The organism is uncultured Sneathiella sp., assembly GCF_963973085.1.
In the GTDB taxonomy this organism is placed as follows: domain Bacteria; phylum Pseudomonadota; class Alphaproteobacteria; order Sneathiellales; family Sneathiellaceae; genus Sneathiella.
In genome coordinates this window covers 113,950-136,416 of sequence record NZ_CAXAXA010000008.1, presented here as the reverse complement: position 1 = coordinate 136,416, position 22,467 = coordinate 113,950, and the positions used below count along the sequence as shown (strand labels likewise).

The following is a 22,467-nucleotide window of genomic DNA, read 5'->3' as shown; positions in this document are numbered from 1 at the left end:
GCCTCCTTACCTCAAATTTAGGTCAGAAAGCGTCTAACAATCTAGGGGCTATTCAATCCTCATCCGTATACCGTTTCCTCGCCATCCAAATAACCCCCAGCAGTTTCGTAGAATATTACAAATTCCGTGGCTCAGTTATAAGGGGGAAGGACACTATTCTGATGCCTTTTGGGCAGACTTCTTCGGCGAACACCAAATTATCCCGCCGAACAGATAACCGTCATCTTCGCAGCGGCTCTTGACGTAATTTTCTACAATTTCTGTTCTGATGCCGCGACTTTCAAAGAGCTGCGCATAAATCTCCGCTGCGTCGGATTGACTATTGGATTGAGAATCTCCCTTAATTACTGAATCCCAGTAATATGAAAGCTCAATAACCGGGTAGTCCTTGAGGTTATCCACAGCGACAGATTGCTTGTAGCCATGAAACATTTGGCGGGCGCTGCCAATTGTTCCCGCCAGGACACATCCAATAAATGATAGCAGCGCGATGATTGACATGACCCGCGCAAAGAGGGAAAGAATTCCTTTGCCAGTGAGGAAAATTGGAGTAGCTGCGAACATTACAGCACTGAGCCAAATGAACGGAATATATCTAGCCCACCAGGATTCCGGAAAGAACATTGAAGAGACGAACAATATTGCGGCAAATGCGGCCATTGCATCACCTTCACGGCGCCAGCTATACAATGATTTGTTTCGAGCAGCCTGACGGGAACCTAGATACGCAAGAATTGAGGCTACCAGTGCCAGGCTAAAAAAGGGCCCAAATCCGCCGCGCCGGGTGTCGAACTGGAGAAGCTTGAACTCTGATAGTGAAAAAGCACCGGGTATTTTGAGCTCAACTGGAGCGTCAATCGGATAGGAGCTATCTTCGGTACGTGAGAAAATGCCATAAACGAATTTTAATGGCACCGGAAGTGGAATGACATTTGACGGGGAATTGCCATCCATTATTCTGTCGACAGACGGATAAAGTAGTTCTCCGTGATCGACAACATTCGTGACGTAGGGTTTGTATCCGACGAAGATAACACCGAGAATGAATGCAAAGCCAAATAGAAATCCCTTTTTTCCGATCCAGTAAAACACTCGCCGAAAAATCGTCTCGTCCGCGTTCTGGCGGACAATATCGAATACAAAACCACCGAAGACGATAAGCGGTGTGTAATAAAGGGCTGCCGTTTTGGTGTTGACCATTAGAATGATACAGCAGATAGCGCTCCATCTGGCAAGACGGTTTGGAGAAGTTGCATCCATCACCAAGAATAACACAAGGGCGGTGCCGAACAGATAAAGCGGACCATCCACATAATGTGTCATGAGTTGTCCGAAAACCACTGGGTTGGCGACAGTAATGCCTGCAAAAAGCAAAGCCTGAATATGCGGAAACTGCCGTTCTTGCTTCGTAAGAACTCCCAGAAAGAAGCCATATGCAAGCAAGGCGACGGCGGCTGTCAGGCCACTCGACAGAGCCTGCCCCGACATCAATATACCGGTTAACGCCACAACATATGATTGTAGCGTCCAGTATCCGTTGGGATACGAATCGACCCAAATATTATTATGCGGGGACAAAAAAGGATTCCAGCCGGACCCAATGTCCCATATCGCGCTCAAATGATAGGAATAACCATCATAACCCGGATCGAAGAGGGAGCGGGTTGCCAGACTCCACACAAAAATAATGGAGAAAAATACGACAACAGCAAATAATGCTGGAGAAAGACCGCTTTTTCCTTTTAGTGCAAATATAACGATAAGAACGAGAAGGATAGATACCGATACGAATAAGACGGGAGAGCTATAGCCAGTAGGTGCTAACCGGCTAAGGGTAAGGAGAAACGCCAGAAACAAAAATATTGACGAAGCGCCAATGTTCGCAAATCTTGTCATGGCAAGTAAACCCTCAAAACTAAACTGTTATTGCTCATGGCTTCTCCAGCCAAAAAATAGAGGTCGGAGTTCTATAAGCGGCCTTCTATTTGGTGAAATTTTTAACGCACAAGACTAGTCTTAAGAAGGTTAATGTTAGACTAATGGGAATGCCGAACAATTGAAAGCAAGTTAGTTCAGTGTAACTTTAATATGAAACTAGATATTTAATAGCGGCATTGTCTTATGCAAAATGTGCCCCCGTAGTGAGGATGGAATTTATAGTTGAAGCGCCAACTAAATTATTTAGATCGACAGTTTTGCCCGAAACTATGGTTTGATTGCCTGCCAGATTATTCTTTTGCTTTTGGCGGTATTTTATCCACCGTTGCCGGCACGCACCAAAAGATAAGTCCTTCCAACCAGCCCGCGCTGTAACAACCATCAAGTTTCCAAGGCGGCTCTTCTCCCGTGAAGCGCATATTAACGCCTTTTCTGCTAAATAATTTGCTCCATACTTGGGCGGCGTCAGAAATAGATTTTGATTGATCGTCAAGAGTTATCCGGTTGTTTCCGTAAGCATACATTTCAATTTCCGGAAAATCCTTCATAGCTTCAACGGCGCTTGTATATCTTTCCACTCTCACTAACTGCCGGGCTGCACCAGTAAGACCTGCCAATATACTCAAGAGAAACGACAGTAAGGCCAACAACTGAAGTGCCCGCAAAAATACCAGAGTTAGTCCTTGGCATTTCAGGAAAAATGTCGCCACAAAAAATAAAACGACACTGAGCCACGCGAAGGGAATATATCTTGCCCACCATGATTCAGGAAAAAACATGGACATAACGAGCAGTATTGCGGCAAATGCGGCTAACCCGTCGCCCTTGTTTTGTTTTGAAATCCTGGTATTGGACGTACATGCAATCCGGCAGCTAATATATGCGATTATCGATGTCAAAAGCGCAAGGCTGAAGAAAGGGCCAAAGCCGCCCCTACGGGTGTCGAAGCGGAGATATTTGAACTCATCAAAATTGAAAGTACCGGGAATTTTGAGGTAAAACTGAGAATCATAAGGGAAAGGCCAGCGTGTCGGCCCGGTTTCGCTAAAAACACCGTAGAAGAATTTCATCGGCGTCGGAACGTTTTGAACATTGTTTGGTATGTTATACCTCATGATTTCGTCAACCGCCGGATATAGAAGTGCGAGATGGTCTTGGAGGTTGGTAATATAGGGTTTGTAGCCAATAACAATTGCCGCCAGAATACTGATAGCTCCGTAAATAGTTCCTTTAGATAAAATCCAGCTCAAGGCGTGGTTGATGAGGCTCCTATCTGACTTGTTGACAATTAGATCCATTAAAAATCCGCCAAAGACGATCACGGGTACGTAATATAGAGCTGCCGTTTTTGTGTTTATGAGCAAGATTATGCAGCTGACAACTCCTAGTCTGGCGAGACCGTCGGATTTGAGCACGTCCGACATAAGAAATATGACAAGGGCGCAACCCATTATATATAGAGGGGCGTCTGTGTAATGGGTCAAGATCTGCGTTAGTACAATCGGATTTCCCACGATAATACCCGCGAGAATCAATGAAATCAGGTTCAGGTGCTTCGGGAAGATGCTGGATAGCTGCACTCTGAAGAAATCGAAAATGAGAATGGCGGCAGTTACCATGAGGCTAACCATGAGGGATTGGCCCGAAAGCAGATTTCCGGTCAAGGCAACAATATAGGATTGCAAAACCCAGTAACCATTTGGATAGGAGTCAACCCAAATATTGTTATGCGGCGATACGAGCGGGTTCCAGCCATCCGCCAAATCCCATATTGCAGTCAGGTGATAGGCATATTCATCATCTCCAGGCGAATACAATGGGGATGTGGCATAGGACCACAGTAATATGAAAAGGAAAAAAAGAAGAATAGAAATTAGCGCGGTTTTTACGGATAAGAGACCGCCATGAAAATAAGCCACGATAAGCGTTAGTATCGAAGCAATGATGATATCAACGGCGGGCGGAACATTTTCCCACATAGTCATCCTGCTGATAATTAGCAGGATCGCTAAAAACAGGAAAATTGAAGATACACCGACGTTAAAAAAGCGGGTTGTCAGCTGAGAACTTTCTTGTTGCAACTTTATTTACCCCGAAATACCTATCATTATAAAACATAGTGCGATCAAGTAACGATTGATCTTCCGCTCCGCAGTTTAAAGTTCGACTCACTAACAAAAGCGGACTGATTTTTGTTTACGTCTATTCGTTTTGTGACGTTGAACCTTCCGCCTTCGGGATACACCATTGCACCCCACCAAAGAAATAGCCGGAATTACTACATTTTTCGGGATCGAATTCGCCTGCTATCACAGTGTTTATGCCCTGATTTCTAAGTATTTCAGCATAAACCGTGTCCGCGTCTGACTGCGATTTGGATTGAAAATCCGAAAACACCCGAACATCCTGTATCTCAAAGAGTTCCACCACTGGCGCGGATTTCATCTGCTCCAGGGAAGCAAACCGTTCATAGGTTTTTATATGTTGTCTCGCCGACCCCAAAGCACCGGACAGAACGCAGCCAATTAGAGAGAGCAAGGTGACGGCTATTACTATCGCCAGAAAATTTGAGGTCTTCCTGATGCTTGGAACAAAGAAAAGGGTTGATACAACAAACAGAATAGGCGTCAGCCAGAGAAAGGGGACATATCTGGCCCACCACGGCTCCGGAAAGAATGCTGTGATGCCAAGCAGTATCAGCCCCAAGATCGCGATGCCGTCACCTTCACGCGTCGCCGGGGTCGATGCTCCTCTTGCGATAGCCATGCGGCCTATCAGATAGACGAGAAAAGAACCTATGAGCGCAAGGCTGAACAGGGGGCCAAATCCGCCTCTCCTTGTGTCGAAGTCTGGCGCAATAAATTCCCGAAGCTCGAAGGTTCCCGGGATCTTGAGGTGGATCGGCGCTTCAGTGGGAATGCCATATCTATTATGTTCCGTGCGGGCGAAAACCCCATATAGGAACTTGAGTGGGCTAGGCATGGGATTCTGAACGTTAACGGGAGTATTCTCATCCATGATCCGGTCCGAATTTGGATAGAGTAACGTCTCGTGATCCAGAATATTAGTCACGTAGGGTCTGTATCCAACAATCAAAATGGCAAAAATGCCCGCCACGGCATAAAGGATTCCCTTCGACCTAATCCAGTCGAAAATACGTTTAATAAAGGCGCTTTCTCTGTTTCCCAGATAGATTTCTACTATAAATCCACCGAAAATTATAAGTGGAGTAAAATATAGCGCGCTGGTTTTCGTATTTATCGCCAAAATAATACAGCTGACGGCTGCCCACCGCGAAACCCAGCTCTTGCGATGCATGTCTGCTATCAGCAAAAGCAGTAGTGAGGTTCCAAATAAATATAAGGGCGCGTCAACGTAGTGGGTTTGAACTTGCGTTACTACGGCTGGATTACAGACAACCAATGCAGCAAAGAACAGGCTGATGATATTCTGATGAGACGGCAGCAAAGGACCGACACGCTCAAAGAAAAACGCATAAGCCTGCACTGCAAGCACCACCATAAGACCAACGATAAGGCTCTGGCCGGACAACGGTAAACCTGTCGTGGATACAATAAAACCTTCTAGCGCCCAGTATCCCGTGGGGTACGAGTCTACCCATATATTGTTGTGCGGGGACAAAATCGGGTTCCATCCGGCAGCCAGGTCCCAAATTGCTGTGAGATGGTAGGCAAACCCGTCATGACCGGATGGATAAAAAACAATTGTCGTGAATCCCCATGCTGCCAATATCAGGCAAAATCCAAAAATTGCGGAAAAGGCTATGATGGAAGGTTTAGGTCCGTCAATCACTCGGACGATAATGGTGACAAGCAACGCAGATACAATCACCAGCAGGATTGGTGGAACGAAGCCCTGTAGTGGAATTCTACTCAACACCAGAAGAATTGCCATGAAGATGAGTGTGGAGGATGCAGCCAGATTGGCAATTCTTGACATTTACGACATTTCCTTCGTAACCGATACTCTTACAGTTTTGGGCAGTTGCGCTGTTTGAGTCCAAAGGTGCCCGTATTGCGCTCACTCTTTCGATCAAGCGGATATTGCCTACCATATAATGGTTAACAAAACTATTAATGTTGATGAATGTTTGCGAAGGATAACAACCCGCTGAGATGTCTGGAACAGAAAGATAGGCTTATGATGATTCCCTGCGCCACAATGAAATAACTAGCCCAGTGATCACAAGGCCGGCGCCAGCTAAATCCTCGAATGAAAGGGGCTGGGCGATGAAAATTGCCCCTAGTATTGCGGCAACGACCGGGCTGAGACCCAGGAACACAGTAACATTCGAGGCGGGAATATGGGAAAGCGCAAAAAGCCAGCAAAAATAGCCAACTGCACTCGAAAACCCAATGAATAGAAGAATAAACCATGTATTCATGGAAAATCCGGATATTGCGTCAATCATGCCTTCCATAATGGCGAGCCCGAACAGGAAGACAACGGCGGAGCCCATAGCCATCGTACTGATTTGAAGCGTCGGATATCGCGGCATGTAGGCGCTGAAAAGAACGGAGCAGAGCGCCCCGACCAAAGCGCTTGAAAAGGCGGCGCCGATACCCAGCCAGCCCGCGGCATTGATCTCTCCCGTGAAGGCACTCGCGCCAACCGCAAAACCGACCCCGACAAGGGTTAGCAAAATGCCGATTATCTTACGATATGTGAAGGCTTCGCGCCCAAGCAGAATTGCAATCGCCATTGTCAGCAAAGGCAGGCTCGCGAATATCAGAACAGCCAGCCCTGCGGCGATATAGATGACGGAGAAATTCAGCAGAATGATCAGCACGGCAAACTGAAAAACACCGAATAGTACAATGCCGACCATAGCGCGCGGGGTAACTCTGATCCAGGTAATTCGTAGTGCAAGCGGCAGGAGAAGCAGCACCCCGATAAAGTAGCGGACAAATGCAATAGTTACCGGACCGATGTCTCCGACAATAGATCCGGTGGCAACTGTCGCTGCGCCGACAACAACGCCGCTGCCGGCGGCAGCAATCAGCGCCAGCTGTTCGCGCGTCATAGTTTCAGATCCCAGTTTTGTCCGACAAGATCCTGGCCGAAACTGTGATGGGGTTCTTCATCCATGAGGTTGAATCCTGCTTGCTCATATATATGGATTGCCGCATGGAGAATACTATTCGTCCAGAGTGTAAGTGTTTTGTATTTTTTCCTGCGCGCAAAGGAGATGCATTCATCAACCAGTTTTCGCCCTACCCCGAGACCGCGTGCGGTTGGCTCGACATAGAGCAATCGCAGTTGTGCTGTCGTCCTGTTCTTTTTTACCAGAAAGACAGAGCCAAGAATTTCGCCATTTCTCTCGGCGATCCAGCATTGCTCATACGCGGGATTATGCTCTTGCAGAAAATCACCGGCCACTTTTGCCACCAGACCTTCAAAACTCTCATCAAATCCGTATTCTTGTGCATAGAGGGCACCATGGCGGTGTATAACCCAGCCAATATCTCCCGGATGGTGTGCCCGGATGACGATCGGGTTAGCGTTCTCTGTTTCGGCATCCAGTATAGAGAGAATCTCCTTCATGGAAGCAACGAGACGTGCCTGTACATTGTCTGAGAGAGGGGCGAGCATTGCGGCGACTTCATCACGAGAGGCTTTGATATAGGGTGCGAAGACGCGTCTGCCTTCTTCGGTCAAGGCAAGAACGCGTTGTCGTCCATCTGTTTCGCTCCTGATGGTTTCCAGCAGTCCGGCAGCTTTGAATTTCTTAAGCAGGCGGCTGAGATATGCTGGATCAAGTGACAGACTTTTCACCAGGTCTCCTGCCGTTAGCTTCTCCCCGAAATTCAGCTCATAGAGGATGCGCATTTCAGTTAGCGAAAAAGGGCTTTTGAGGAGGCCTTCATTAAGCGCTCCCACCTGTTTGGTGTAAAACCGGTTGAATTCTCTGATTGCATCGATGCGGGTTTCAGATACAGCCATAATGCCCTCCGTTTATTGTTATAACACAATAAAATAATGGACTTTGTCAACTAAATATAAAGAGAGTTTAGTCAGCGAGGGCGAATGGCGCGAGGCCCTCGCGGAATTGCACGATAAATTCCTGCATCAAAAGAGATCGTGGATGGAATTTGGGGTATAGAATATCAAGCTGGAAAGGGAGCTGCGGTTCAAATGTGCGGGTTACCAGCCCGCGCCCGACATATTCAGCCGCATCAATCGAACTGACGATGGCAACGCCAGCTTCCTGTTCTGCCAGCAGGCAGGCTGTTGCGAACTGACGAACTTCCACCCGATGGTTCAGGACGGCGCCTGCCGCGTCGAAGGCGGATTTTACGGCGTGGTAAAAGCGGTTTTGCCGGTCTTGGACGATCATTGGAATGCCATCAAGGTCTCTGGCCGTAATCCCTTGCTTACTGGCGAGCGGATGGCGGCTGGAAAGTGCGCAAACAGTCCGGATATTGACCGATTCATGATTGACGGCGCTATGCCCTTCAAACTCATCTGCGATTCCAATGTCATATTGTTGTGCGGCGATCCATTCGCGCACCCGCGCGGAACTTCGGGTCTGGATAGACATGGTAACGTCTGGACGTTCCGCCAGGAATTCTGCCACAACTTTTGGCAAGAGGGATGTTGCAAAGCCTGGAAGACAGGCAATCCGGAGATGACCGGCCTTCTGGTTGCGAATATCCGCTGCAAGCTGCGCAACGTGATCCAGATTGGTAATTGCACGATCAACTTCACTATAAAGGAATTCTGCTTCCGATGTGGGGTGAAGCCGTCCCTGCCGCCTGTCAAAGAGAGGGATATTAAGGGCTTTTTCCAGGCTGGCGATTAATCGACTAACGGCGGGTTGAGAAATGTTGAGAATTTTTGCCGCCGATGTGACGCCCCCCGCAATCATGACAGCCCGAAATGCTTCAAGTTGTCTTAGACGATTCATGCCCTCAGCCCCTCTTCATTCGGCGCACCCATAATACAATGTTATGGAGATATTCAGGAAGATTATCATTAATCCCGCAAATTGTGGAATCCTGAAATAGATTTTGACACTGTCATTAAACCGTCATTGAAGGTCGGGCAAATACCTATACTCTATTGGGAGGGGACGGGTTGCCTCCTGACAGAAAGAAATCAGATTCGGGCATCGTCAAAGGCGATGTTTTATAAACAACCTATAGGGAAACATTATGTCTATATTCAAAAAACTAGTTCTACCGGCGGCGTTGGCCGCCTTTATGAGCGGAACCGGTGTCGCGTCGGCGGTTACCGAGATTCAATGGTGGCACGCGATGGGTGGCACCAATGGTGAACGGGTCAACAAGATTGCGGAAGACTTCAACGCGACTCAATCCGACTATAAAGTCGTTCCCACCTTCAAGGGCAACTATACGGAAACCATGACCGCGGCCATTGCAGCCTTCCGGGCCAAGAAGCAACCGCATATCGTCCAGGTTTTCGAAGTTGGTACGGCGACAATGATGGCGGCGAAAGGCGCTGTCTATCCGGTTGAGGAAATGATGAATGATGCCGGTGAGCCGTTCGACAAATCAGTCTACCTGCCGGCCGTGATCAGCTATTATCAGACATCGGACGGTGAACTGTTATCGATGCCGTTTAACAGCTCCACTCCTGTCATGTGGTACAACAGGGACGCACTGGATAAAGCGGGTGTGACCAAGATCCCGGAGACTTGGCCGGAAGTGAAGGATGCGTCCGACAAGCTGCTAGCTGCGGGCTATAAATGCGGTTTCTCCTTCGGCTGGCAGTCCTGGGTGATGGTCGAAAACTTTAGTGCCTGGCACAACATTCCCATGGGCACGGAAGAAAACGGCTTCAAAGGCACTAACACCAGATTTGAATTCAACAACGATACCGTCAAGATGCATATGACGAACCTGCAGAACTGGCACAAGGACAAGCTGTTCCAGTATGGAGGTCGTCGCGGCGATAGCCTGCCGATGTTTACCAATGGCGAATGTGGCATGTGGATGAACTCTTCGGCCTATTACGGGTCGATCAAGAGCCAGGCCAAATTCAATTTCGGTCAGACAATGCTTCCATATTATCCGGATGTCATTGAGAAGCCGCAAAACTCCATCATTGGCGGCGCGACCTTATGGGTACTGCGCGGCAAGCCGGACGATGAGTATAAGGGGGTTGCCCAGTTCATGACCTATCTTTCTTCATCTGAAGTGCAGGCATGGTGGCATCAGGAAACCGGCTATGTTCCGATCACGACTCCGGCGTATGAATTGTCCAAAGAACAGGGCTTTTACAAGGAAAACCCGGGTACGGATACCGCAATCAAGCAATTGAGCCTGAACACGCCGACACCGAATTCCCGCGGAATCCGGTTTGGTAATTTCGTCCAGATTCGTGACGTCATTAATGAAGAAATGGAAGCAATCTGGAATGAGAGTAAAACCCCGTCGGAAGCTATGGACGAGGCTGTAAAACGCGGTGATGTCCTCCTCCGTAAATTTGAAGATGCAAACGGATCTTAACGTTTGATTTTCTGATTGAGACCGCCGCAGCGCTTCCTCCCGCTGCGGCGGCATCATCGGAGGGGTAACAGTTCATGTTAAAGAATGTTCACTTCGGGCCGTCTGTGCTGCCGTTCCTGCTGGTCCTGCCTCAGATTGTAGTCACGCTCGTATTCTTTATCTGGCCCGCAAGCCAGGCGCTCTATCAATCGGTTTTGATTGAAGATCCATTTGGTCTGAAAACCGAATTTGTCTGGTTCAAAAATTTTGAGGAACTGTTTAAAGACCCGCTGTATTGGAGCTCATTCGAGATCACAGTGGTCTTTTCCTTCCTTGTCGCCTTCCTGTCCATGTCCTTTGCGCTGGTTCTCGCTCTTTTCGCGGATCGTGTTATCAAGGGGACGGGTGCTTACCGAACGTTATTGATCTGGCCCTATGCTGTGGCGCCCGTGACCGCCGGCGCCCTCTGGGTCTTTATGTTTAATCCCACACTCGGCATTGTCAGCTATGCTCTTTCCGCGCTTGGGTATGACTGGAATCACCAACTGAACGGTGGGCAGGCGATGGCACTTGTCGTAATGGCCTCAGCCTGGAAGCAGGTGGCCTATAATTTTCTTTTCTTTCTGGCGGGTCTGCAATCGATTCCCAAATCTTTGATTGAGGCGGCGGCGATAGATGGCGCCGGGCCGATGCGTCGGACAATTGATATTATTCTGCCGCTTTTGTCGCCGACGACCTTCTTCCTGCTGGTGATTAATATTGTTTATGCCTTTTTCGAAACTTTCGGCGTTATCCATGTGGTGACTGCAGGGGGGCCTGCGGGTGCGACGAATATTTTGGTCTACAAAGTCTTTAGTGATGGCTTTGTTGGGCTGGATCTCGGAGGTTCGGCGGCGCAATCGGTCATCCTGATGATTATCGTGATTGGGCTGACGGTTGCTCAGTTCAAGTATATCGAGAAGAAGGTGGCGTACTGATGGTTGAAAACAGACCGCTACTGACGATTTTCTCTCATATTATGCTGATTTTCGGGGTCGCCATGATCGCATTCCCGATCTGGATCATGTTCGTCGCCGCTAGTCACCCGGAAATCCGTATGACACAGATTCCGCTGCCTCTGATGCCCGGCGGACATTTCTTTGAAAATCTGGATATCGCCTTGAACAAGGGACTTTCCGGGCAGAGCGGTGAAGGTGTCGCCAGGATGCTTTTCAACAGCCTTGTTATGGCGTTAATGATCTCAGTCGGTAAAATTGTAATTTCGCTGCTGTCCGCCTTCGCTATCGTTTATTTCCGCTTTCCTTTCCGCATGTTTTTCTTCTGGATGATCTTCATTACGCTGATGCTGCCGGTAGAGGTGCGGATTTTGCCGACCTATGAGGTCGTTGCCAATCTCGGAATGCTGGATAGTTATTGGGGTTTATCCATTCCGCTGATAGCTTCGGCAACCGCTACTTTTATGTTCCGGCAGGTGTTCTTAACCATTCCCGATGAGTTGCTGGAAGCGGCGCGTATTGATGGCGCCGGTCCCATGCGGTTTTTCTGGGATATTCTGATCCCGATGTCGCGAACAAATATAGCAGCGCTTTTCGTTATCCTGTTCATATACGGCTGGAATCAGTATCTGTGGCCGCTTCTGATTACGTCGGAACCCCAGATGTATACAGTGGTGATGGGAATCAAGCAGATGCTGGAGGCGGCGGAGCAGGCGCCTGAATGGAATGTCATTATGATGACCGCGCTTCTGGCGATGCTGCCGCCAATTTGTGTGGTTATTTTCATGCAAAGTCTCTTCGTCAGGGGTCTGACGGAAACAGAAAAGTAAGTTTAAGGAAAACAGGAAGATGGCACGGGTCATTCTAGAAGGGTTGCGCAAGACCTATCCAAATGGGTTCAAGGCTATTCATGGTGTGGATGTGAGCATTGAGGAGGGCGAGTTTCTCGTTCTTGTCGGGCCTTCCGGCTGCGGAAAATCGACGCTCCTTCGGATGATTGCCGGGCTTGAATCTATTACGGAAGGACAATTGCGCATCGGCGACCGGGTGGTGAACAATCTGGAGCCATCGGAACGGGATATCGCCATGGTGTTCCAGAATTACGCTTTGTATCCGCATATGAGCGTATACAAGAATATGGCATATGGCCTTAAGATCATGGGTCTTCCCAAGTCCGAGATTGACGAGCGCGTAAAAAAAGCGGCGGCTATTCTGGAACTCACGGATGAACAGCTCACCCGTAAACCGAAACAGCTGAGCGGCGGTCAACGCCAACGCGTTGCGATGGGCCGGGCGATCGTTCGTGAGCCGAGCGTCTTTTTATTTGATGAGCCGCTTTCTAATCTGGACGCCAAGCTTCGTGTCCAGATGCGCCTTGAGATAAAATCCCTTCAGGCAAATCTTGGGATCACCAGTATTTATGTTACCCACGATCAGGTCGAGGCAATGACGCTTGGTCAACGTTTGATGGTATTGAACGCTGGCAATGTGGAGCAACTCGGTACGCCAATTGAGCTATACCAGAAACCCGCCTCGCTGTTTGTTGCAGGGTTCATTGGCTCGCCCGCCATGAACTTCGCCGAAGCGAAAATCGATGAAATGGGGAAAAATATTACTATTTCCGGGCAGGCGGCGCTACCACTCGGAAACGGTGGGATGCCGGAGTATAGCAACAAGGATGTCATTCTCGGCGTTCGGCCGGAACATCTGGAACTGGTGGCGGACGCGCCGGATGCCGTTCCCATGACCGTTGCGGTGGTTGAGCAACTTGGCGCTGACACATTAGTGCATGGCCATTTCGGGGAGAGCCGCTCTAATCTTACTGTTCGGCTTGGTGGTATCCGAAATATCAAGAGCGGGGAGGTTCTGCCTATTCGTGTCACCCCCGATCATTTGCATGTTTTCGACCCTGAAAGCGAAAGACGGCTCGAAAGCAAATAGCAGTTTACCGCGACAAAACCCAACATCTTCGATAGACTAAAAAAGAGAGTTCATGCTCGTCAGTCGCCTGTTCTGACAGGTGGTGCATGTATGGCCTATATACAAAATAAAAAAAGGAATATGGGATGGCAGGGATAGCAGGAAATGGAGAAAGCGCATTACGTGATCTGAAAGGGAAGATCGCCTGGATAACGGGCGCCGGAACCGGAATTGGTCAGGCGGGAGCTGTGTCTCTGGCGCGTGCCGGAATGGAAGTCGTCCTCTCAGGCCGTCGCCGTGAGAATCTTGAGGAAACGGCAGCGCTGGTTGAAAAAGCAGGTAAAGTACCGGTTATAGAGGAGCTGGATGTCGCGGATAGCGAAAGCGTTTCGGAAGTTGTTGCCCGGATTGAAGAGCGGTTTCAACGCCTCGACGTGGCCGTGTTGAGCGCCGGCATTAATGTCAAAAACCGCAGCTGGAAAGAGGTTGATACGGATGGCTGGGACTCTGTTGTCGATATTGACCTGAATGGAGCCTTCTATTGCTGCCGATCCGTTCTTCCCATTATGCACCGACAAAAGGAAGGCTTGATCGTGAATGTCGCGTCATGGGCCGGGGTTCGGGTTTCGAAATTGACCGGGCCGGCCTATACCGCAGCGAAGCACGGAATGGTCGCGATGAGTGAGAGCCTTAACATGGAAGAGGCCATAAACGGTATTCGTTCCTGCGCGCTCTGTCCGGGGGAAGTCGCCACGCCTATTCTCGAAAATCGGCCGGTAAAAGTGACGGATGAAGAAAAAGCCGTGATGCTGCAAGGGGAAGACCTGGGAGAGACAATCTTGTTCCTGGCGCAGCTCGACAAGCGTGTTTGCGTCAATCAACTGGTGATCAGCCCAACGGCAAACCGGATGTATACGGCGGGCTTAACCTAGGAAGTTTGGCCGTCTTTTAAACCGGAAAAAGCGTCCAGCGCGCGTCGGCGTGACGATTTCAGGTCGGCAATTGTATGGGGGTAGGTTTCGCCCAGGACCACATTGGCTTTCTTTAGGACTTCAGCCGGGGCGTCCCACGGATTAAAAAGCCATTTGTCGGGCAATGCGGCGAGTTCGGGCAGGTATTTTCTGGTGTATTCACCTTGCGGATCAAAGCGCACGCCCTGTGTGGCGGGGTTGAAAATGCGAAAATAGGGCGCCGCATCTGCACCGGAACCGGCCACCCATTGCCAGCTGGCGCTGTTGTTGGCAAGGTCTGCGTCAACCAGGCAGTCCCAGAACCAGCGCTCGCCTTCCCGCCAATCAATCATCAGGTTCTTTACGAGGAAGGAAGCAGTCACCATGCGGACTCGGTTATGCATGGAGCCGGTTTGCCATAATTCCCTCATCCCGGCATCGACAAATGGTATGCCCGTCTTCCCTTGTTGCCATGCCTGAAGCGCATCATTGTCTTTGCGCCAGGGAAACCTATCAAATTTGCCCTGAAGGTTTTTATTCGGCAATTCGGGATTATGGTACAGCAAATTGTATGAAAATTCCCGCCAGGCGAGCTCCATCCGGAAATGATCCGGGTCCTCGTCTCCCTTCAGGAGATGTTCGCGAAAGGCAAGGGCATACCAAACCTGATGCGGTGATATCTCACCATAGTGTAAATGAGGAGAGAGGCGGGAGCAGTTTTCAGTCGCCGGGAAATTCCTGCCGTCTTTGTAGTCCTCTATGCCGTTATCCAGAAAATGGGTCAAAGCGTCCAGGGCGCCCGCCTTACCGGGAACCCAGTCCGGTGATTTCTCGATCGTCCAGTGCGATGGATTCAACCTCATATCCGAAAGCGCAAGCTGATCCTTCATATCTTCGGCTTCTGCGAAGGCAATTTTTGAAGGAGCTTTTGTTGGCTTCCTCGGGGACGTGCTGTTCAGGCAGCCTTTCCGGTAAAACGGTGTAAAAACCCGATAAGGTGTCCCATCGGATTTTAAGACATCCCAGGGCTCCCAAAGAAGCGAACCATTTGCCGAGACAATATCAATGCCGGTGGCGGCGAGAGTGGATTTGATCTTATTATCGCGCTGTATCCGCCATGGCTCGTAACAGCGGTTCCAGGTAACAGTCTTCGCACCGGTCTTTTTTGCAAGAGCCGGTAATATTCGCTCGGCATCGCCCTGGAAAAGCCTAAGCCTTCCCTCTAATGAGTCATTGAGAGAAGACAGGGAGCGGTGAAGCCACCAACGACTTGCCCCCCCCATCTGCCATTCCGCCGCATTCTCATCATCAAGAATGTACACCGGTATTAACCGGCCGGCATCCACGGCAGCCAATAACGCTGGATTATCGGACAGGCGTAAATCCTGGCGGAACCAGTGAATTGAGACAGGGTCAAGAGATTGCTGTTTACTCACGATCAGGCGGGGTCATTCTATTTCAGGAAAAACCGTATCATAATCTGGAATACGGCTTGGCGGGATAGCTGGATCACTCGCAAGTTATTTTTTGAGGATATACTCCGGATCCAGATTTTCCGTTTCCTCGCTTGATTGCAAAGTGGCCGACGCATTCTTGGCGGATGTAAAAATCACCAGATTATCTTTAAATTGTGTAGCACTGGTTGCCCATGAAAAATTCATCGCATAGTCACGACAGTCGGCCGGATCTAATTTAAGCGCCTTTTCTGCCGCCTTTTCCAGATTTTCATCCAGCACACCCACCGGATGATCCCCGATTACGTCGAGCGGTCCGGTTACGGGATAGGCTGCCACAGGCACACCACTTGCCAGTGCTTCAAGAAGGACCAGACCAAAAGTATCGGTTCTGCTTGGAAAGACAAAAACGTCGGCACTTGCGTATATCTGCGCCAACGCCTCTCCTTCCTTCAGACCGAGAAAGGCGACGGCGGGATATTTCCGCTCCAACACTTTTCGCTGCGGTCCATCCCCGACGACGACTTTGGTCCCGGGCAGGTTCAGTGTCAGGAAATCTTCGATGTTTTTTTCCACTGCGACCCGGCCGACATAGAGAAAGATCGGGCGTTGATAAACCAGTGCTGTCTTGACTTGAGGGCGGAATAGATCGGTGTCGATCCCGCGTGTCCACCGCCGGATATGACGAAAGCCGCGGCTTCTCAAATCGGCTTCGAGGCTGGGTGTCGCGACCATAATAGTGTGGGAAGGCCCATGAAACCATTTCAAACCTGCATAGCCCCAGCGCAGCGGAAGCCGGATACGGGCATGGACATATTCGGCAAAGCGCGTGTGAAAGGCGGTTGTGAAGGGAATATCATTCTTGAGACAATAACGTCTTGCTGCAATCCCGAGAGGCCCCTCCGTTGCGATATGTACCGCGTCCGGCGGCGTTTCGTTAAAAATTTTCCTGATTTTTCTTGCCGGAAAAAGGGACAGGCGGATTTCCGGATAGGTCGGACAGGGAAAGGAGGTGAAAAGCTCCGGCGTTACCATGACGACCTCATCCCCGAGCCCCGTGAGATAGTCCCTCAGGTTCGAGAGCGTCCGAACAACCCCATTGACTTGAGGATGCCAGGCATCAGTAACGAGGATGAGTCGCATGTCTTGTTTCCTTGTGAATCGGAGAGGGAGGCTGCTGCGCCCATCCAGTAAATAAGTTCCAGTTGACCATCAAAATGCTCAACCAGGGCCGAACAGCTCTCGACCCAGTCGCCATCATTGCAATATGTCACGCCGTTGATTTCCCGAATTTCGGGATGGTGGATATGGCCACAGATGATGCCGTCAACCTTGCGATCACGCGCAACATCGGCAAGCGCATTTTCGAAATCCGCGATAAACTTGACGGCGTTTTTCACCTTCAGCTTCAAATACGCGGATAATGACCAGTAAGGATATCCAAGGCGGGCCCGGATGCCATTCAGGACATCGTTGAGCTTCAGGCAAAGCCCGTAACTCCAGTCCCCGAGATAGGCAAGCCAGCGGGCATACTTCACAACAACATCAAATTCGTCGCCATGCAGGACGAGAAAATCCCGTCCGTCTGCTGTTTTATGGATGGTTTCGTGAAGAACCTTAATGGACCCGAATTCAAGGTCGACATAATGCCGGGCGAATTCATCATGGTTGCCGGGGATGAAGACAACCCGGGTGCCCTGCCGTGCTTTTCGCAGAAGCTTTTGAATGACATCATTATGTTCCTGTGGCCAATACCAGCCTTGCCGCAGGCTCCAGCCGTCGATAATATCTCCGACAAGATATAGATTGTCGCTTTTGGTGCTTCTCAGAAAATCGAGCAGGAAGCTAGCCTTGCATCCGGGCGTTCCCAGATGAATGTCTGAAATCCAGATCGAACGATACTTATGAGTAACTGTGCGAGCATCCATTACGCATGACTCTTTTCGCGTGTCATCAAATGGTCATCAAATGGTTTCAATGACGAAACAATCATATGGGCAATTTATAGGTGCGCTGAGAGTCAGTTTGATGACTGTGCAGTTATGTTTTTGTTGCGTTAGAAAGTCAGTCTTATGACTCTGTCAAAGCGGCGCCTTGTCATAATCCATAATCCGACATCGGGTATGCGTAACAAGAATCGCTTCTCCAAAGCACTGCTCTATCTCGCGGATACGGATTGTGAAGTGGAGATTCTGAAAACCAAGGGTCCGGGACATGCAACAGATATGACCCGTGAACTGGTCGCGCGAAACGACCCTGACATTGTGCTGGTTGCGGCAGGAGGGGACGGAACAGTTTCGGAAATTCTGAACGGGCTTGAAGGTGGAGAGTTGCCGCTTGGGGTAATCCCTCTTGGGACAGCGAATGTGTTGGCGCGAGAACTCGGCGTTGGAGCTTCAATTGATAGAGCTATCGAGATACTGATTGCGGCAGTACCCGTGCCAGTGTATTCCGCGAAAGCAAACGAAAAGCGGTTTCTGCTGATGGCAGGGGCGGGTTATGATTCACTGACGGTTGCGGCACTGCGCCCGGGCGAGAAAAAGCGGTTCGGTGCAATTGCATATATGTTCGCGGCGTTCCGCGCGGCATCCGGCTTCCGTGATATGGAACTTGAAGTTACCGTGAACGGAAAGCGCCATACTGCCGCTTCAGCAGTGATCGCCAAAGCCCGATACTACGGCGGACCTTTCGTCATTGCCTCGGAGGGCGGGATAGAAAAGCCAAGATTTGATGTTGTTTTATTGAAGAATGCCGGGTTCGTTGCTGCGTTTCGATATGGGATGGCGCTGCTCTTTAATCGACTGTCACGATTGTCGGATGTCCAGACATTGATAACGGACGAGGAAATCCTGATAAACTCCTCAAGAATATTTCCATGCCAATGTGATGGGGACATCTGCCTTGAAACGCCTCTGCGCATATCTCTCGATCCAGCGCCTATAATGATTTTACGGGCGCCGGGGAACCAAAGCACTGCACATACTGCGGGCCCAGAAACCCATACCGCTCGATGAATTACGCCATCGTAAAAATGTCACCCCGGGTTAAGATTTCCCTCTATAATTATGGTTAATGCTGGTCCGAGGTGGTGTTTATTCTAGAATAAGGAAAGAAAGCTAAAATTAAGAATTTTCCGGTACATAGTGTTTTTTCATGGTTAATAGAAAGCCGTAAAATTAAGATATCCGCACAATGCTCTCGTGATTTTACGCGGCTGGGATCAAAGGTAGAAGACTATTGGTTGATAACGTGAAGTATGTCGTCGTAGATCTGGATGGTACGTTGGTTCGTACGGATCTTTTCGTGGAATCATTATTGCGGTACTTGAAGGGAAATCCCTTCAGAATATTCCAACTGGCAATGTGGTTGCTGAAAGGTCGGGCCTTCGCCAAGGAAAAAGTCGCAGAGAATGTGGATATTGACGCGGAATATCTTCCCTATGAGGAAGCGCTTATCGGTTATCTGAAGCAGCTTAAGACGGACGGTAAGGAGATCATTCTCGCAACCGCATCTCACCAGAAATATGCCAACCAGGTAGCGGAGCACTTGGGTATCTTCGACAAAGTTATGGCGACTTCGGGAGAGAATAATCTGAAGGGCGACAACAAACTTGCCGCTATCCAAAAACTGTTGGGGGACGAAGAATTTGCCTATGCAGGTGACAGTTCCGCGGATACGCCGATCTGGCGGGCCGCTGCTGCCAATATCATGGTCAATGCGCCAGCCAGTAACGTTGCTGAGGCTGAAAAAGCTGGGAAACTGAGCTGGCATCATAAATCTGAAGGATCAACGCTAAAGGCGTTTATAAAAGAAATGCGGCCGCATCAATATGCGAAAAACATATTGATTTTTGTCCCTCTGGTCACGTCTCATGAGTATTTCGATCTCGCGCATCTTTGGACGACGGTTCTCGCTTTTATTTGTTTCAGCTTTTGTGCTTCGGGCGTCTATTTTCTCAATGACCTTCTTGATTTGCAGGAAGACCGGCGTCACCGCAGCAAGAAGTATCGTCCTATTGCCTCCGGCGCGCTCCCCCTGCCATTAGGTGTGGCGGGTGCGTTCGGCTTTCCACTATTTGCATTTGCTGTTTCGATTGCATTTCTTCCCATTGCATTTGTCGTCGTATTGTTCGTCTATTTTGCGATTACCAATGCCTATTCCTTTCTGCTGAAGCGAGTGACGACCGTTGATGTGATGACCCTTGCAATTCTTTATACCATGCGTGTTGTCGCCGGTGCGGCGGCTTCCGGGGTTGATCTTTCCTCCTGGCTGATCGCATTTTCGGTCTTTATTTTTGTCAGTCTCGCCTTCATGAAGCGTTATATTGAAGTATCCGCACTATCGGAGAAGAGCAGCCAAGTTCGCGGACGAGGTTACTCTTTGGATGACCGTGAAACTATGTTCAGCCTTGGTATAACGAATTTCACGGCGGCAGTTGTGATTCTTGCTCTCTATATCAACAGCCCGTTCGTATTAAGGTCATATTCAACGCCGGAAGCGCTGTGGCTGCTTTGTCTTCTGGTTCTGTTTTGGGGAAATCATATCTGGGTTTGCGCCCGTCGGAATGAAATCCCGGATGATCCGGTAGTGTTTGCGATCAAGGACAGGGCGAGCCAGTTGGTCGGCGTGAGTTTTGTGATTGTACTGTTTCTTGCAAAATACTTGCAATTCTGAGTTTTTACGCGAGGCGTTTTTTAACGGAGCCTATTTAAATGTCATTACTCGTTCTTAGCCTTATCCTGCTAACGGTATTTTCATCAGCCTGCGCGCAGCTCGTGCTAAAGCTCGGCGTCGGTGATCAGAAAATGCAGGCGGCGATGCAGTCCGGCATTGTGGATTCCTTTATTGCAGCAGCCTTTTCACCATTTATCTGGCTTGGACTTATTATCTATGCGCTGAGTGTGGCGTTGTGGGTGTGGGTTTTGTCCAAGGTCGATTTAAGTGTGGCCTATCCCTTTGTCGGCATCGGCTTTGTTGTCACGATGCTGTTCGGGATACTTTTATTGAACGAGAATGTGACGCCGATGCGAATTATCGGCACTGTTCTGATCGTTGGCGGGTGCGTTCTTGTTGGAAGATCGGCATGAGGCGTTTGGTCAAATAAAGGCCCGCATCGATCAAGGGGTACCCAGTTCGGTATCGATGCGGGGATAGAGTTGTGTCCTAAGAGCTATGCATCGGGCATATGATAGCCGGGCGTAGAGAGGGACAGAGCAATCTCATCATCTGCCATATCCTCAACGATATTCTCGAACAGCGGCGATGACAGATAGCGTTCCCCGGTATCGGGCAGCATGCACAGAATGACGGAACCCGGTTCCGCTTTCTCCGCAACTTTCATGGCAACGGCAAAGGTTGATCCGCCAGAAATACCGGTAAAGACTCCTTCTTTCTGCGCCAGCTTTTGAGACCATTCAATGCCCTCTGCGCCGGCAATCGGAATGAGTTCGTCATAGTTTCCCTTGTCCAATGCTTCCTGGAGAACCAACGGAATAAAATCCGGAGTCCAGCCTTGAATTGGATGGGGTTCAAAGGATTTGTGCCCTTCACTCGGCGATCCGCTCGCGTCACGTTCCTGCGCAACGCCGCTGCCAACCAGCTGCGCGTTGGCTGGCTCCGTCAGGATAATCTTGGTGTCCGGGCGTTCTTTTCTCAAGACCCGCGAGACACCAGTCATCGTGCCGCCCGTACCATATCCGCTGACCCAGTAGTCAAGACGCTGGCCGTCAAAATCTGCAATTATCTCGCGTGCGGTCGTATTTTCATGGATCAGTGCATTGTCTGAGGTTTCAAACTGACGCGCAAGGAACCATCCGTTTGCGTCAGCCAGCTCTTTTGCCTTTTGGTACATGCCGAACCCTTTTGCTGCCCGCGGCGTGAGTACGACCTTGGCACCGAGAAAGCGCATGAGCTTGCGCCGTTCGATTGAGAAGCTGTCCGCCATTGTGACAACGAGGGGGTATCCTTTGGCCGCACATACCATGGCAAGTCCGATACCGGTGTTTCCGCTGGTGGCCTCAACCACGGTTTGGCCCGGCTTGAGGTCTCCCCGCTTTTCGGCTTCCTCGATGATGGAGATTGCCAGACGGTCTTTAACGGATGCCGCCGGATTAAAGAATTCCGCCTTCACATATATCTCGACTCCTTTTGGCGCGAGTCGGTTGATGCGGATGCAAGGCGTATCCCCAATTGTATCGACAATTGAGTTATAAAGGCGCCCACGTCCTTCAGTTGTTCTTGAGTTGCCTTGTGGATTTTGTTGCATATTACACTCCCGCTTCAAGTTGGCCGGGCCAATTTTATTAAGTCAAGTGAAGAGCCGCGATTTACAGGGGACGAGCCTAACGGCAGACATTTTAAAATGCAAATGCAACAACAACTAACGCAGCGAAATCCGATGGCTTTGTAATGTCCGTCATGCAATGCAGCATAAAAAGGATTTCTAAAGTTTGATTGCTGCCTAACTTTTGCGCCTGCGCCGGAGAGGTGAATAGCGCATGAAACAAATAAAAATGGTAATATTTAATAATTATAATCTACAATAATACAAGTAATTATTTATTTTTATTTAGTATATATTCGTATTTAATGAATACATCATTTATATTGCGAATGCGAACAAAAAAACGCTCGTATTATTGAAATGTTTTATTGACGCTGAGCAAAACGCTTGCCTATACTTTGATCAATTACCGCATTTCCCGACATTAAGAATGTGGATAAAAATAACAAAAATCGA

The 22,467-nt window shown here is 49.4% G+C and carries 18 protein-coding genes; 8 read left to right on the top strand and 10 right to left on the bottom strand.

Features of this window, described 5'->3' with window-relative positions; all coding sequences use genetic code 11:
- Positions 1-153: 153 nt before the first annotated feature.
- From AACZ19_RS16965 to AACZ19_RS16940, 6 genes are all read right to left on the bottom strand, one after another.
- A complete protein-coding gene (locus AACZ19_RS16965; RefSeq protein WP_339635696.1) occupies positions 154-1,896 on the bottom strand; it encodes a hypothetical protein in 1,743 nt (580 codons plus the stop codon).
- Positions 1,897-2,228: 332 nt separating this feature from the next.
- A complete protein-coding gene (locus AACZ19_RS16960; RefSeq protein WP_339635695.1) occupies positions 2,229-4,019 on the bottom strand; it encodes a hypothetical protein in 1,791 nt (596 codons plus the stop codon).
- Positions 4,020-4,140: 121 nt separating this feature from the next.
- Positions 4,141-5,898 carry a hypothetical protein gene (locus AACZ19_RS16955; RefSeq protein ID WP_339635694.1) on the bottom strand — a complete coding sequence of 586 codons (1,758 nt, stop codon included), beginning with the start codon at positions 5,896-5,898 and terminating at the stop codon, positions 4,141-4,143.
- 199 nt (positions 5,899-6,097) lie between these two features.
- Complete coding sequence (locus AACZ19_RS16950) at positions 6,098-6,982, bottom strand: DMT family transporter (protein WP_339635693.1); 885 nt, start codon at positions 6,980-6,982, stop codon at positions 6,098-6,100.
- Entirely contained in the window at positions 6,979-7,902 is a 924-nt protein-coding gene (locus AACZ19_RS16945; RefSeq protein ID WP_339635692.1) for a helix-turn-helix domain-containing GNAT family N-acetyltransferase, read from the bottom strand. Before AACZ19_RS16945 ends, AACZ19_RS16950 begins: the two co-directional genes overlap by 4 nt.
- A gap of 67 nt (positions 7,903-7,969) precedes the next feature.
- The gene (locus AACZ19_RS16940; RefSeq protein WP_339635691.1) at positions 7,970-8,866 is read right to left on the bottom strand and encodes a LysR substrate-binding domain-containing protein; all 897 of its coding nucleotides are present in this window, start codon (positions 8,864-8,866) and stop codon (positions 7,970-7,972) included.
- 247 nt (positions 8,867-9,113) lie between these two features.
- Here AACZ19_RS16940 and ugpB point away from each other — a divergent pair, with 247 nt between their 5' ends.
- The 5 genes from ugpB to AACZ19_RS16915 all read left to right on the top strand — a co-directional run bounded on the left by ugpB (position 9,114) and on the right by AACZ19_RS16915 (position 14,256).
- Positions 9,114-10,430, top strand: a complete 1,317-nt coding sequence (gene ugpB, locus AACZ19_RS16935) for a sn-glycerol-3-phosphate ABC transporter substrate-binding protein UgpB (protein ID WP_339635690.1) — start codon at positions 9,114-9,116, stop codon at positions 10,428-10,430.
- A 74-nt stretch (positions 10,431-10,504) separates the two neighbouring features.
- Positions 10,505-11,386: a sn-glycerol-3-phosphate ABC transporter permease UgpA gene (ugpA, locus tag AACZ19_RS16930; protein WP_339635689.1), complete on the top strand. Its 882-nt coding sequence runs from the start codon at positions 10,505-10,507 to the stop codon at positions 11,384-11,386.
- Positions 11,386-12,234, top strand: coding sequence for a sn-glycerol-3-phosphate ABC transporter permease UgpE (ugpE, locus tag AACZ19_RS16925; protein WP_339635688.1), 849 nt, complete (start codon positions 11,386-11,388; stop codon positions 12,232-12,234). The genes ugpA and ugpE overlap by 1 nt, the downstream gene beginning before the upstream one ends.
- 19 nt (positions 12,235-12,253) lie before the next feature.
- Positions 12,254-13,345 (top strand): sn-glycerol-3-phosphate import ATP-binding protein UgpC, encoded by a 1,092-nt coding sequence (locus AACZ19_RS16920; protein WP_339635687.1) that lies wholly within the window; start codon positions 12,254-12,256, stop codon positions 13,343-13,345.
- Between the two features lie 125 nt (positions 13,346-13,470).
- Positions 13,471-14,256 (top strand): SDR family oxidoreductase, encoded by a 786-nt coding sequence (locus AACZ19_RS16915; RefSeq protein ID WP_339635686.1) that lies wholly within the window; start codon positions 13,471-13,473, stop codon positions 14,254-14,256.
- Here AACZ19_RS16915 and AACZ19_RS16910 read toward each other — a convergent pair.
- The 3 genes from AACZ19_RS16910 to AACZ19_RS16900 all read right to left on the bottom strand — a co-directional run bounded on the left by AACZ19_RS16910 (position 14,253) and on the right by AACZ19_RS16900 (position 17,656).
- Entirely contained in the window at positions 14,253-15,710 is a 1,458-nt protein-coding gene (locus AACZ19_RS16910; protein ID WP_339635685.1) for a deoxyribodipyrimidine photo-lyase, read from the bottom strand. The genes AACZ19_RS16915 and AACZ19_RS16910 overlap by 4 nt on opposite strands.
- 84 nt (positions 15,711-15,794) lie before the next feature.
- On the bottom strand, positions 15,795-16,871 hold the full coding sequence (locus AACZ19_RS16905; RefSeq protein ID WP_339635684.1) for a glycosyltransferase family 1 protein: 1,077 nt from the start codon (positions 16,869-16,871) through the stop codon (positions 15,795-15,797).
- Entirely contained in the window at positions 16,799-17,656 is an 858-nt protein-coding gene (locus AACZ19_RS16900; RefSeq protein WP_339635683.1) for a UDP-2,3-diacylglucosamine diphosphatase, read from the bottom strand. The genes AACZ19_RS16905 and AACZ19_RS16900 overlap by 73 nt, the downstream gene beginning before the upstream one ends.
- Positions 17,657-17,800: 144 nt before the next feature.
- On the opposite strand from AACZ19_RS16900, the gene AACZ19_RS16895 reads away from it, so the two are divergent.
- From AACZ19_RS16895 to AACZ19_RS16885, 3 genes are all read left to right on the top strand, one after another.
- Positions 17,801-18,742, top strand: coding sequence for a YegS/Rv2252/BmrU family lipid kinase (locus tag AACZ19_RS16895; protein ID WP_339635682.1), 942 nt, complete (start codon positions 17,801-17,803; stop codon positions 18,740-18,742).
- 235 nt (positions 18,743-18,977) lie between these two features.
- The gene (locus AACZ19_RS16890; protein WP_339635698.1) at positions 18,978-20,402 is read left to right on the top strand and encodes a UbiA family prenyltransferase; all 1,425 of its coding nucleotides are present in this window, start codon (positions 18,978-18,980) and stop codon (positions 20,400-20,402) included.
- Positions 20,403-20,440: 38 nt separating this feature from the next.
- Complete coding sequence (locus tag AACZ19_RS16885) at positions 20,441-20,815, top strand: SMR family transporter (protein WP_339635681.1); 375 nt, start codon at positions 20,441-20,443, stop codon at positions 20,813-20,815.
- A gap of 83 nt (positions 20,816-20,898) precedes the next feature.
- Here the strand turns inward: AACZ19_RS16885 and AACZ19_RS16880 are convergent, their stop codons facing one another.
- Positions 20,899-21,993 (bottom strand): pyridoxal-phosphate dependent enzyme, encoded by a 1,095-nt coding sequence (locus AACZ19_RS16880; protein ID WP_339635680.1) that lies wholly within the window; start codon positions 21,991-21,993, stop codon positions 20,899-20,901.
- Between the last annotated feature and the right edge of the window lie 474 nt (positions 21,994-22,467).